The organism is Vibrio metoecus, from assembly GCF_009665255.1.
In the GTDB taxonomy this organism is placed as follows: Bacteria; Pseudomonadota; Gammaproteobacteria; order Enterobacterales; family Vibrionaceae; genus Vibrio; species Vibrio metoecus_B.
In genome coordinates this window covers 963,815-977,089 of sequence record NZ_CP035687.1, presented here as the reverse complement: position 1 = coordinate 977,089, position 13,275 = coordinate 963,815, and the positions used below count along the sequence as shown (strand labels likewise).

Below are 13,275 nucleotides of genomic sequence, written 5' to 3'. Positions count from 1 at the left end.
GCAGACCCGTTCTGCCCTCGCATAAGGCTCATTTCTAAGCCACCTTTCTGGTTTTCGCGGGTGGACTGAATGGCATTAACGCATGATGGAGCACACACACGCCGTTCGCGTAATCTGCATCATCCACCACAAACTGCACATTCACATTACGCATCGACGAGTGCGCCGCCATGGGTTGCAACTGATGTTCCAGTAGTGCTTGAAGCCCTTGAGCCAGCACTTTATTGGTCTCCATATGCGCGCCAATTGCGGAAATCAGTGCCACCATGCGCCCAGAGACTTTCGCTTGTGGATAACGCTTTTCCGCTTGATAGCGAATGTGATTGAGTGGTTCACTACTGCCACTCAAATAATAGGTTACCGAGTTGGCATTCATCTCTTTACCAATCAACTGCACTTTCGCATCACGTATCCACTCAATCAGCTCATGACTGACTTTATCCATCATCCCAACCATGCTTTGATCAAACAAGTGCAGTGCAAACACTTTACCTCGTCCAGCAATGATCTCGACTCTATCTTGCTGCGGATTATGTGACACTGTAATTAATGTACCTGAATGCTCTGGTTCAAAAGTATTCTTGATCCGTAAATCAATATTGCTTTGTCTTAACCCTGCCGCCGCATTGGGATGGATCGCTTCCATTCCCAAATTCGCCAACTGATCCGCCACATCAAAATTGGTTAAACCGATGGGGCGCACTTTTTCTGCCCCGACCAAACGCGGATCGGCCGAGCTCAAGTGATACTCTTTGTGAATGATCGCTTGCTCTGCTCCCGTCACTACAGCAATTCGGCTGAACGTCATCTCGCTGTAACCGCGATCATAGGTGCGCATCAACCCTTCTTGGCAAGAGGCATAGCCCGTTACAATCGGCAGTTCACTCTTCACATCAATCTCGCGAAATGCCTCCTCAATCACCTGATCAAGATTGCCTTGCGTTGCTTCATTCCAACCCGACAAATCCACAAATCGGGCGTTAACGCCCAGTGTGTTGAGCTTAAGTGCAGTGTTATAAGCACTGTGCGATTCACCGAGCGAGGCAAGAAACTCTCGGATTTGCGGTAAGTAATGGCGCAGCGAAAACTGCCCATATTGGCAAGTTTGCAAAATATTCTGAATACACGCGATGGCTTCCGCTAAACGGGCGCGAATAAATTTATCGGCACGCAAACGCGTCATCGCATCGGCAAACAAGTTTTCGTTGATCAATAACATGCGCTGCTCAAGTGCATAAACGGCGTCACGCCAACTCTCCTCATGCTTGGCAATTTTTTGGTAAATCCCCGGTGCGCCTGTGCGTTTGCATTCCAATAACGCATCGGTAATCCCTGAGTAGGCGGAAACCACAAACACACGCCCATACGGCTGTTCAGGTCTGAGGAAAATATTCTCCAAGACCGCATCAAAGGCACTCATTGACGTACCACCGATTTTCTCTACCGTGTAAGGCATCATTTCTCCTTAAGGTGTTGTGACAGTATTGCGCTCTCATCCCGCGGATACACACCTTCCGCATCATGAATTTCGAGTCCCGTCAGTGGCGGGTTAAATACACAAGCCATCACCATATCGGTTGAGAAAGCCCGCAGATAATGTTCATCATGCTGATCGAGGATGTACAACGTCCCCGGTTGAATTGGGTAGGTTTTGCCACCCACGAGCTCAATTTCCCCCTCTCCCGACATGCAGTACACCGATTCGAGGTGGTTACGGTAATGAATATGCGTCTGGGTGTTGGCGTAAATGGTCGTAATATGGAAAGAGAAGCCCATTCGGTCATCTTTCAATAACATGCGCACACTTTCCCAGTTTTCTGCCACCACTCGTCGCTCACTTTGGCGGCACTCTTCTAGTGTTCTAACAATCATGCTTTCTCCTTGCTTTAGCGTGGGTTAGGATGCTTGTTGCAATCCACGTGGTGCGATGCGTGCTGCACTGCGCTCAATAATGGTAAGGCCATGTGCAAGATCCGCTTCGGTAATGGTTAAGGGACAAAACACTTTCAGCACTTCATCTTCTGCGCCTGCCGTTTCGATGATCAGCCCATTTTGAAAACAAATCGCTGCAATATCGCGGGCAATCTCCCCATTATGGCAAGCCAACCCTTGCATCAAGCCGCGGCCTTTAACGCATGAAAATAGCGTTGGATAAAGGTGCAGGCAGTGTTGTAATGCTTGCGTTACTTGCTCACTGCGCGCGGCGATATGGGTTTGAAAATCCTCATTAGCCCAGTACGCCTCCAACGCGCGTGTCGCAGTGACAAACGCATGGTTGTTCCCACGAAACGTTCCGTTATGCTCTCCCGGTTTCCATTGATCCCATTCAGGCTTAAGCAGCACTATCGCCATTGGTAACCCATAGCCGCTGAGTGATTTTGATAAGGTCACCATATCCGGTTCAATCCCGCTTGGCTCGAAACTAAAGAAGGTGCCAGTACGACCACAGCCCGCCTGAATGTCATCCACAATCAATAAAATTTGCTGAGCGCGGCAGAGCGTTTGCAAACGCTGTAACCAAGCATCAGATGCGACATTTAAACCACCTTCTCCTTGTACGGTTTCTAGCAATACCGCCGCCGGTTTATCTAAACCGGATGAGTTATCTTGCAACATCGTTTCAAACAGGGTTAACCCATCAATTCCCGCATAACCTTCATACGGCAAGCGGCTTACACCAGAAAGTGCTAAACCCGCACCTTGGCGATGATGCTGATTTCCCGTTGCGGCAAGTGCACCTAATGAACAACCGTGGAAACCGTTAGTAAAGGTCACGATGTTCTGACGCCCCGTCACTTTACGTGCCAGTTTCAACGCGGCTTCTACTGCGTTGGTTCCTGTTGGGCCAGTAAACTGCACTTTATAATTCAGACCACGCGGCTCAAGAATGTATGACTGCAATGCTTGAATAAACTGTGCTTTCGCTTGCGAGTGCATATCCAACCCATGAGTTAAGCCATCGCGTTCAATGTATTCAAGCAATGCTTGTTTCAGCACTGCATTGTTGTGGCCGTAGTTCAGTGAGCCCGCACCAGCCAGAAAATCCAGATACGCTTCACCACTTTGGCTATGTAACCAATTACCTTTTGCTGTGGTAAACACCACCGGAAAGTGGTTGGCGTAAGATTGCACCTGAGATTCATGGTGTTTGAAAATATTCATAATCTGATTTGTTACCCTTTTTGTAAGTTCGATGAATGAAGAGGAATGTGATAGAGATATTCCGTGTCGTGTTCGCCTTCAAAATGACAGGTCTCATCCAAAAAAGTGGACACACTACCTTGCTTTCCTTGCTCTCTATCCAGTTTCTGGAATAACCGCCAAGACGCTTGATTCGACTGCGTGATGGTGGTTTCAAGAACGCTGATATCGGCGAGATCCTCACGCGCTAACAAATGCGTGAGCATTTGATAGGCTAAGCCTTTCCCACGTGCGGATGGATGCACAGCAACTTGCCAGATAAACAATTCATTTGGTTTGTCTGGTTTGCGATAAGCAGAAACGAACCCCACCAACAACTCTTGCTGCTCCGCAATCAAACACGTGGTTTGAAAATGGCTAGACTGCAAAAAATTACAGTACGTTGAGTTTTGGTCGAGCGGTGCACACAGTGCGATCAGCTCATGAATCGATAAACCATCTTCTTGAGTCGGCATCCGAAATGCCCATGGCGGTGTGGGTTTGTGCATGATTTGCGGATAAATCATCCAAGGCGAGGCAGTAAACATTACAATAAAATCCTTCGTGTTCAAATTAAAATTCCTTTTTTACCCTAGCAGGATAAAATCAATTTTCAACAAAACACTCGAAAAAATTGGGATAAAAAGAATAACATAGTAAAAATTTCACAAAAAATTAATTTGAACTGGAACAATAATGTGCGGTTTTAGATCGTCCTGAGATCTCATTCGAGACTCTCACGACCATGGAGATTGATAAAATCATGCTGATTTGAAGCGGATTGCAAGCTTTTGCAATTTGCAATCGCAGAATGCAACCAGATGAACAGGTAGTCGGCTAATTAGCCATAAAAACGGATTGAAACATGAACAAATCAGTGCATATAAAGTTGGCATGGATAGTGCACTTATACTTATGACCCTTAGTTAAGCCGAGGGTCACCTAGCCAACTGACGTTGTTAGTGAATGAAGTTGTTCACACTGTTTTATCAGCCAATCACCCTTTTGTGATTGGCTTTTTTCTTTCTGCGCTTCGCCTTCCCTAACTCGATTTACGGCATCACATCGCGACAAGTTGAGAAACTGAACACATTTTCCAAACCTGAACTTTACCTTATGATCCCGCGCGGTAAAGTGTAGCTCTCCGTTGGCTTCATTGAGGCGAAAGTAATGAGAACTGACTACCAGCAGCGGCTCCGTCCCGTATTGCGTTACCTAGAAGCGAATTTTGATCAGCCTTTTAACCTCGAAGAAGTCGCGCTACAAGCTCATTTATCGCCTTATCATTTTCATCGAATTTTCAAAGCGGTGGTTGGCGAGACATTAGCCGACTTTATGCGCCGTCTTAAAATGGAAAAATCCGCCAGCGTACTTTTTTATCACAAGCGTTCGATTACTGAAGTCGCACTGGATTTTGGTTTTTCTAGCTCACAAGCCTTTGCGAAAGCCTTCAAACAGCACTTTGGGCTTACGGCAAGCCAAGTTCGCGAATGCCAAGATATCGAAGCGTTCAGTCAGCTGATGAGAAACAGCAAGATTGGACACTCATTGCGCAAGAATGGAAACGAGTTAGCCAATGCTGCCGCCTATACTGATAGCAATTCAACGCAATGGAGACAAAGTATGACGATCGAATCCTTCACTCCCTGTGGTCTCGCGTATGTACGTGTGACCGGGCCTTATGGACAAAATTACCCACCCGCAGTTGAAAAACTGTATCAATGGGCGGGGCCTGCTGGTTTTGCCCAGTGCCCTTGTATTTTTATCTATCACGATAATCCAGAACTAACGCCCGCAGAAAAATGCCGCACAGATATCGCTCTTTTGGTGCCTGAAGGCATAGAGGTTGGCAAATCGATCGAGTACACCCATTTTGAAGGGGGCAAGTATTTTACGAGTCGACGCCAGGTGACAGACCAAAGCCAATATGGCCACTTTTGGAATGAGCACATGGGCCTGGTGGTGGAACAAGGATTGGAAACCGATCAGCGCCCCTGCTTTGAGCTTTATCACCATTATGATCCTGTCACCCATCACGCCGATGTGAGTTTTTGCACCGCAGTGAAATAAGTGACAACACTCAATCATTGCAACGGCTTAAAACAGCATCAATCTTTGTAGTGGTGTGAGCGATACGCTCGCGGAGTCATCCGGCTCCAAGCTTTAAAGCGGGAACTAAAATTGGCGGCATTGGGATACCCCACCATGTCGCCAATTTGTTGAATGGGCCAATCAGACCGAGCTAACTCACGCGCAGCATATTCCATACGTAACCGAGTTAAATGTGCGGTAGGGCTATGCCCAAAATACTGTAAACAGAGGCGATGCAGATGAGCCACTGAACACGGTACAAGCGCCGCCATCGCACTGACCGGCCACTCTTTGTGTAACTGTTTCTGCACGCGTTCAAACATTCGATTGAGGCGAATTTGAGCGCGGGGCATCTGTCGTTCACCCGGTGTTGCCAGTAACAGTTCAATTTGTTCAACCGCTCTTTGTGCAACAGGCTGGCCGATGTCTTCGGGCAAAATTTGGGTTCGCAATAAGGTTTGAATGCAGGTGTACATCACATCGGCTGCTGGCGTGAATCCGTAGTGGATCTGTTCACCGAGATGATTTGGCCATTCTCGTTGCGCAGAAAGAAACAGCCAAGCTAACTGCCAATTTTCCTCTTCAATGCCAAAACCATTTTCCACACCTGCCGGAATCACCATCACTGAACCCGGTTCAAGCAGGTAATGTTGGCCTTGAGTGTTTAACCAACCTTTACCACGAATCGTAAACAACAACATATGTTGCTTGGGCAATTTTCGATAAACATTGAAGGACTCGCGGCAAGTCGCAATGCCACATTGCACTACGCCACTTTGCTCTAGCTTGAGCACATGTTCTTGATCGATAACCTCATGTTGGGTTTTCTCTGAGATCAGATAGCTCTCTTGTTTTTCATGCATGATGAGATTTTGGCAATAGTTTTGGAGTTTTTAACACAATACTGCGATGGCACAGAGATCTACACTACTCACATTCATTCCAAGGAGTCAGATCACATGATTGCCCACTTTCGCCAACTCGACCGACCATTTTGGCAAAAATTACTCCAAATCGGCTTACCTGTCTCAATGCAGTCCATGTTGTTTTCGCTATTAGGCGTGGTCGATATCTTCATGGTCAGCCAGTTGGGAGAATCTGCCACTGCCGCGGTAGGGGTTGGTAACCGCATTTTCTTCTTCAATTTGATCGTGATTGTCGGAGCCAGTGGCGCAGTCAGTGTGCTGGCATCTCAATACTTTGGCGCGGGCAATTTGGATGGCGTTCGCCGCACGCTTGCCCAATCTTGGATAATGGCGGTCGTGCTCACACTACCTTTCGCATTGATGTACAGCTTGATGCCTGAAAGTATCGTAACGCTCGTCGCCGATGATCCACACTATGTTTCACAAGCAACAGATTACCTGTGGGTCACGGGGATCAGTTTATTTTGTACCGCGTTAGTGGTGCCGTTAGAAGGCGCATTACGCAGTATTGGGGAAGCAAAGCTCCCAACGCGCGTAAGTATTTTTGCCATTATCGTCAACGCTATCCTCAATGCCTTACTCATCTTCGGTCTATTCGGATTTCCAGAACTTGGGGTACTCGGCGCAGGCCTAGGAACAACGTTGTCGCGCTTATTCCAAACCGCACTATTGTTCATCTTGGTCAAACGCCGTTATGCCCACTTGCTGCCCAACCAACATCATTGGCGGGAGAGCTTACAACGCCGTCATCGTCAACGTTATTTTAAGATTGCTTGGCCCATGCTCATCCATGACAGCGCTTGGGCAGCCGGGCTTTTAGTCTACAACGTGATTGTGGGGCAATTAGGGGTTTCAGAGCTGGCGATCATTTCACTGCTCGCTCCCGTCGAAAGTGTATTGATCTCCGCTTTCCTTGGTTTTGCTGTCGCAGCATCGATCATTTTAGGCAATGAAATAGGCGCACAAAACTATCAGCGCGTAGAAAGCACCGCATGGTGGTATGTCATCACCAGTTGCAGCTTAGCCTTAGTGCTCGCTTTACTCTGCATGGCTGCCAAACCGCTACTTGCTTGGGTCATTAGCCATAGTCCATTAGAAAACCATCAATTGGCGCTCCATGTGTGCCTTGTGATGGCGTTTGGCATGGTGTTTAAAGTATTTAACATGGTCGGGATTGGCGGGGTATTAAAAAGTGGTGGTGATATCCGTTACAGCATCTTTATTGATCTGTTTGGTCAATGGGCAGTGGGCATTCCTCTCGCGTATCTAACAGGCATTGTCTGGGGGTGGCCACTACATTGGGTGTTAATGGTGATTTGGCTTGAAGAGTGGGTCAAAATTGGACTTACTGCACAGCGAATAAGCTCAAAACGCTGGATTAACAATCTGGTCAGTGAGCCCTCGATAGAGGTTGTAACGACTCTAGGCAAGTAGCCTCATCATGTACTGGGCAAAATGATCTCTCTTCTCTTTATGCTTACGAGAACAATTCATGCCCAAATGACTCAGCACTGCACACTGCCGTGGGCGGTTCCACCGCGCACAACGCGAAATGAAAAACATGGGATGTGTGACATCATCCCCTACTCATTCGCCCACAGCAGCTAAAAACCATGGCGAGCTTGACTCCTTACAAGATCAGTAAACAAGCGTCACTTTTCGCTGCGCAAATAAAATCATTCTTATGCAAACCTTTGATGGAATGACTCCACCAAGTTACGGTCACTTTCCCCCACTCTAATAAAATCGCAGGATGGTGAAATTCCTGCTCGGCTAATTCTGCAATCTGATTGGCAAACGCCCACGCTTGTTTAAAATTTTTGAAGCGATAGACCTTCTCTAATTGAGCTACACCGTCACGGTGAATTAATGCCCAACCATCAAGTTCGCTAAGCAATTGTTGCTGTTCTTCTGGTGCCAAAGCGATAGCGTCTGCACTGCACGCTTCACAACGTAATTCATCCAGCATGTTGTTGTTCCTTTGGTTGAAATAGTGGTGGGAGTAAGCCGTCTTGCATAGCTTGACACACCAACGCCATCAAATCGCGTTGGCTGAATTGATAAAGTTCACTCAAGTCAGGCAACACATAATAAATTGGCTGCATGATGTCGATGCGGTAAGGCGTACGTAGCACTTGCATAATATCGAACGGCTCACGTTTTGGGATTGTGCTTTCTGACGCGTAAACCGTTTCACCCGGTGAGGACAAAATCCCCCGCCGTAAATTTTGATTTGGTTGTGTTCTTGTACAAGACCAAACTCCACCGTAAACCAATATAGCCGAGCTAAAAAACTACGCTCTTTAGGGCTGGCCGCCGCCCCTAATTGGCCGTAAATCTGGGTAAAAACGGCAAAATCCGGATGAGTAAGCATAGCGCAATGACCATACACCTCATGGAAAAAATCCGGCTCTTGCAAATAGTCAAACTCGTCCCGTCGACGCAAGAAAGTCGCAACGGGAAATTTCTTAGCCGCCAGTAGGGCGAAAAAGCGATCAAAGCTGATCAAGGCCGGAACGGGTTCAACTTGCCATCCAGTTTCGCGCTGCAGCACTCGGTTTATTTCTGGCAATTGAGGTAAACGATCGGTCGGTAAGTTGAGCATACTCAAACCTTCTAAGTAGGCTTGGCAAGCTCTAGTATTCACTACGGCCTGTTGACGGGTAATCAAATCATGCCAGATCTCATGTTCATCCTTATCCCAATCAATATGACCGTGGTCATCAACGGGTTTAGAGTGATAGTGACTCATCGCCCTACTCCATAACAATATCGTTACATTAAGCCTACCTAGCTCCACCCTTACTGCCAATGCACTTTCGGTTAATCACGACATCTTACTTGTAACAATATTTTTACAATCATGCGCTTTTTGGTTATTTTTCATGAGCCTGTTCATGTCGCCCTTAGTTGACTTTCAATGATTCGAGAACAAAACTTGTTCACAGTGATAAGGCCACATTCACTCTTAGATTAGAGGTTAGCTATGCCACTTTGGATACCAAGCCAAGCACGTATTTCTGCTTCCAACCTGCAGCAGTTTATTGAGCATGTGAATATGCAAGGTGAAGCGATACACAGCTATCCCGCTTTGCATTCATGGTCTATCAACGAGACACGAAAACTCTGGCTCGAAATATGGCAATTTTGCGATGTGATCGGTTATCGCGGAAACTGCATTATTGGAGAAGGCTTACCTCGTTTTGGTAAGGAGATGATCCCTGCTCGTGATTCGATCTGGTTTCCGCAGGCTCAACTCAACTATGCGGAAAACTTGTTGTCATACGCTTTTCAGTCGCCTGAATGCACAGCCATTTGGTTCAAAAATGAAAATGGGCACACCAAAAAACTGACTTGGCAGCAACTTTGTGATCACGTTTCGGTCGTACAACAGTGGCTAATTCAAAATGGCATCGGACAAGGCGATGTCGTGGCAGGCTATCTCCCCCATTTACCGGAAACTGTGATCGCAATGTTGGCAACAACCAGTTTAGGCGCGATCTGGACTTCCACCTCTCCTGATTTTGGAGTGGAAAGCGTGATTGAACGTTTTGGTCAAGTACAACCCAAAATTCTGTTCTGCTGTAATGGTTACACCTTCAATGGCAAACCTTTCCACATGCAAGAACGCAATGCACAAATTGTTGCTGGTCTGCCCAGTTTAGTGAACACGTGCCAAATCGAGTACCTACAAGAACGCAGTTTTAACGCGGATTTCAACGACAGTTTTTCTGATTGGCAATCTCTATTAGCCAGTTATCAACCTAAAGGCGTTGAGTACCTCCGTGTCGGATTTAATGATCCCTTATTTGTACTTTATTCATCAGGTACCACCGGAAAACCCAAATGCATTACCCATTCCGTTGGAGGTACATTACTCAATCACCTGAAAGAGCATCAGTTGCATTGTGATATTCAACCGCAAGATCGGGTGTTCTACTACACCACCACAGGTTGGATGATGTGGAATTGGCATGTTTCTGCACTGGCGAGTGGCGCCACCTTAGTGATTTATGATGGGCATCCACTCTACCCGCAAGCTGGCGCACTGTGGGCTCTCGCTGATGAAGCCAATATTACCTTGTTTGGCACTTCAGCTAAGTACCTTGAAACATTACAGAAAAATCAATTCTCTCCTTGTGACTTTTACTTACTGCCCCATTTGAAAACCCTTTGCTCAACAGGATCTGTGCTTTATCCCGAACAATTTGATTATGTGTATGAGCATGTCAAATCCGATCTGCATTTAGCTTCAATTGCTGGAGGCACCGATATTTGTGGCTGCTTTGTGCTAGGTAATCCTATGTCTCCGGTGTATCGAGGAGAGTGTCAAAGTGCTGGGTTAGGGCTAGATGTCGTGGCATACAACACTCAAGGTAACGCAATAACCACTGAACGCGGCGAGTTGGTGTGTCGCAATAGTTTTCCCAATCAACCAATCGGATTTTGGCATGATGATGGAAGCCGCTACCAACAAGCCTACTGGGATAAATTTCCAGGTGTCTGGCACCACGGTGATGAGATTGAAATTTCCGCCACTGGAGGCGTAGTCTTTTTCGGGCGCAGTGACACAGTACTCAATCCCGGAGGAGTTCGAATTGGCACGGCTGAAATTTACCAACAGGTGAATGCACTACCAGAAATTCTAGACTCGATAGCCATTGGCCGGCGCGTTGAGCGCGATGAACAAGTAATTCTCTTCGTTCAATTAACCAATCATGTGCATATGGATGATTCACTCAAACAGAAAATATGCACTCTCTTGCGCGAGCGTTGTTCTCCACGGCATGTTCCTGCACACATTTACGCGGTCAGCGAAATCCCACGCACTAAATCCGGTAAATTGGTCGAATTGGCGGTCAAGCAAGTGTGTCATGGTGAACAGGTTCAAAACATCAGTGCGATTGCTAACCCACAAGCATTGCGTGAAATAGAAAACTTACTCTTGGCATAAAATAAAAATGAAAACGAGCAATGTGTACCGCACTTCTTAAGTAAAATTATCGGTTTGTTTTTCGTGCCACAGTGGTATTCTTGGCCAAGTGACTCTTTGTACTGGCTTTTTATGGATTATATTCATCTCACTCGCTTTAGCTTAAAACACCTCACTGCGCTGCATGTCATGCTTAATACGCGCAGTGTTACCCAAACCGCCGCTCGACTTTGTGTCAGTCCATCCAGTATCAGTAAAGTTCTCGCCCAATTGCGCGAATTGCTCAATGATGAGCTTTTCTACCGTGATGGTAATCAGCTCATCCCGACGCCTTATGTGCAGCAAATGGGTCCTACCGTGCACCAGATTTTATCGAGCATGAACGGATTACTGCATTGCAGCGAGTTTAATCCCACTCAATACCAAGGCCACTACCGCTTGGCGATGCGAGAAAGCACTCTGGAACTGTTTGCGCCCAAAATCACCGCCATACTCGCAGAATGCTCATCGGAACTGTCGATGACGATTCACTCCAAAGAACATTATGGTTTTGATGCTTTACAAAGCGGTTTGATCGATTTCATTCTTTTACCGCACGATCTGAGTCAGCCCCCAACTTTCGCTCAAGATTTGGTTTGGCAAGTCATCGCATCCGATGAGCTGGTCTGTTTAATGCACCCAACGCATCCTCTGGTCGATCAGGAGCTCAGTGTTGAAAACTACCTTGCCCACAAACATATCGGTATTCTCGATAATGAGCTGAGCGATCCTTACTTTGAAAAATATCTGACTCAACAACACGAAACTCGACGCATTGCGGTCGCCACCCCCGATTTTGGTGCGGCAGCTATTTTATGTCATCAAACCCAATTCCTTTTAACTTGCTCAAAAATGTGGGCAGATAAAGCCATGCAAGCTCAAGGATTAATTCAGAAATCATTACCTTTCGAGTATGGAAAAGTCGCTTACAGCCTCGTTTGGAATAAACCGAGCATGAATGATCGAGCAATCCGCTGGCTATGCCAGCAACTGCTCTCTAGCGCGGTTTGAAAATAGTGGTTTGAAAAACGCAGTAAAAGAAAAGGGTCAGCATATGCTGACCCTTTTCTTTGTTGCTCTGTTTTTGATTTTTGTTAATAACCCTAGCCATGAGTTGTCAGTCAATAAACAGAAATTTGAGACGTACACTCGGGGAACTGAGCTTCGTCCTTGATTATTCAGTCATTAGTTTAGGTGCTAGGTTTAGTTTTTGTTAGTGAAATTATGTAAATGATCAATTTACTATTTGGAAAAGATATACAAATCACACTGTTAACGTAATCAATATGCAAAACAGCGACACATGTAAAAATCGTGTCTTTAATCCCCAGAAACAATCACTACCGCTAAAAGCGGTGGTTTAAGGATGACAACAAAAAGCCGCGGCATAATGCAGCGGCCAATATTATCGGGATTTTGTATCCAGTCTTTCATTTCATTAAGGGAAATGACTTACTTACGGGCGATACCAACCACAACGGGTAAGGTTCCCTTTTCGGTAACCACATCAAAGGCAACGCGAGTTTCAACGGCAGAAAAACCCGCACTCTTCAGCACAGATTCAATGCCGGATTGCGTTAAGCCATTTTCACTAGCCATACCACTTTCCTCAGCCAACCAGTCAAAATGCACAAAGTACCCGCCCTCATCAACTAAAGTGACAATGATATCCACCACATCTTGTAAATTCGGTAGAAAAGCACACACCGATGAAGCGACAACCAAATCAAACTGCTTGCGAAATGCAGGATGTTGCGCCACTAAGCCACGAGTAAGAGAATCCACCACGGGTTCCACATTACGTAATTCTTTGCGGTCAAGCTCCTCAATCATGGCTTCTGAGGAATCGAGTGCAACAATATCGCGGGCAAGCGGTGACATTAGCTGACTTAGCAATCCCGTGCCGCAGCCAAAATCCAAAATATGCTTTCCTTGCAAAGAGAGGATTTTTGTCAGTTGTTGGAATACGCTTTGCGCAAATGCATGGGTCGCTGGGTCATTTTCCCAGTTTGCAGCGTATTCATCCCAGTCGTGTGCCATCATGGCCTCCGTATTACTTCTTGTATTCGGGCAATGCTGCCAAGAGTAAACCAAAATGAAGTAGAG

General features: G+C 46.4%; 11 protein-coding genes and 1 pseudogene. 4 read left to right on the top strand and 8 right to left on the bottom strand.

Translation table 11 applies throughout. The features are described 5' to 3' along the window. Window positions 1-34: 34 nt before the first annotated feature. From EPB59_RS17750 to ectA, 4 genes are read right to left on the bottom strand one after another with little or no spacing between them, the layout of a single operon-like run. Window positions 35-1,456 carry an aspartate kinase gene (locus EPB59_RS17750; protein ID WP_195707142.1) on the bottom strand — a complete coding sequence of 474 codons (1,422 nt, stop codon included), beginning with the start codon at window positions 1,454-1,456 and terminating at the stop codon, window positions 35-37. Further along, entirely contained in the window at window positions 1,456-1,872 is a 417-nt protein-coding gene (locus EPB59_RS17745; protein ID WP_154174131.1) for an ectoine synthase, read from the bottom strand. Before EPB59_RS17745 ends, EPB59_RS17750 begins: the two co-directional genes overlap by 1 nt. A gap of 24 nt (window positions 1,873-1,896) precedes the next feature. Further along, window positions 1,897-3,162, bottom strand: a complete 1,266-nt coding sequence (gene ectB / locus EPB59_RS17740; RefSeq protein WP_154174129.1) for a diaminobutyrate--2-oxoglutarate transaminase — start codon at window positions 3,160-3,162, stop codon at window positions 1,897-1,899. An 11-nt stretch (window positions 3,163-3,173) separates the two neighbouring features. Further along, window positions 3,174-3,728 carry a diaminobutyrate acetyltransferase gene (gene ectA, locus EPB59_RS17735; protein ID WP_195707141.1) on the bottom strand — a complete coding sequence of 185 codons (555 nt, stop codon included), beginning with the start codon at window positions 3,726-3,728 and terminating at the stop codon, window positions 3,174-3,176. A gap of 622 nt (window positions 3,729-4,350) precedes the next feature. On the opposite strand from ectA, the gene EPB59_RS17730 reads away from it, so the two are divergent. Next, complete coding sequence (locus EPB59_RS17730; protein ID WP_055050391.1) at window positions 4,351-5,250, top strand: AraC family transcriptional regulator; 900 nt, start codon at window positions 4,351-4,353, stop codon at window positions 5,248-5,250. A gap of 38 nt (window positions 5,251-5,288) precedes the next feature. On the opposite strand, the gene EPB59_RS17725 is transcribed toward EPB59_RS17730, so the two are convergent. Beyond that, window positions 5,289-6,134, bottom strand: coding sequence for an AraC family transcriptional regulator (locus tag EPB59_RS17725; RefSeq protein ID WP_154174127.1), 846 nt, complete (start codon window positions 6,132-6,134; stop codon window positions 5,289-5,291). Between the two features lie 96 nt (window positions 6,135-6,230). On the opposite strand from EPB59_RS17725, the gene EPB59_RS17720 reads away from it, so the two are divergent. Then, window positions 6,231-7,631: an MATE family efflux transporter gene (locus EPB59_RS17720; protein WP_154174125.1), complete on the top strand. Its 1,401-nt coding sequence runs from the start codon at window positions 6,231-6,233 to the stop codon at window positions 7,629-7,631. Between the two features lie 196 nt (window positions 7,632-7,827). Here EPB59_RS17720 and EPB59_RS17715 read toward each other — a convergent pair whose 3' ends face one another. Continuing rightward, entirely contained in the window at window positions 7,828-8,166 is a 339-nt protein-coding gene (locus EPB59_RS17715; RefSeq protein ID WP_154174123.1) for a 4a-hydroxytetrahydrobiopterin dehydratase, read from the bottom strand. A gap of 157 nt (window positions 8,167-8,323) precedes the next feature. After that, window positions 8,324-8,949: pseudogene (locus tag EPB59_RS17710) on the bottom strand (phenylalanine 4-monooxygenase); the annotation flags it as partial. Between the two features lie 234 nt (window positions 8,950-9,183). Between EPB59_RS17710 and EPB59_RS17705 the strand changes: the two are divergent. Both EPB59_RS17705 and EPB59_RS17700 read left to right on the top strand, forming a co-directional pair. Next, window positions 9,184-11,151: an acetoacetate--CoA ligase gene (locus tag EPB59_RS17705; RefSeq protein WP_154174121.1), complete on the top strand. Its 1,968-nt coding sequence runs from the start codon at window positions 9,184-9,186 to the stop codon at window positions 11,149-11,151. A gap of 111 nt (window positions 11,152-11,262) precedes the next feature. Next, window positions 11,263-12,180 (top strand): LysR family transcriptional regulator, encoded by a 918-nt coding sequence (locus EPB59_RS17700; RefSeq protein WP_055050385.1) that lies wholly within the window; start codon window positions 11,263-11,265, stop codon window positions 12,178-12,180. Between the two features lie 441 nt (window positions 12,181-12,621). Here EPB59_RS17700 and EPB59_RS17690 read toward each other — a convergent pair whose 3' ends face one another. Further along, window positions 12,622-13,209: a class I SAM-dependent DNA methyltransferase gene (locus EPB59_RS17690; protein ID WP_195707140.1), complete on the bottom strand. Its 588-nt coding sequence runs from the start codon at window positions 13,207-13,209 to the stop codon at window positions 12,622-12,624. Window positions 13,210-13,275 lie beyond the last annotated feature (66 nt).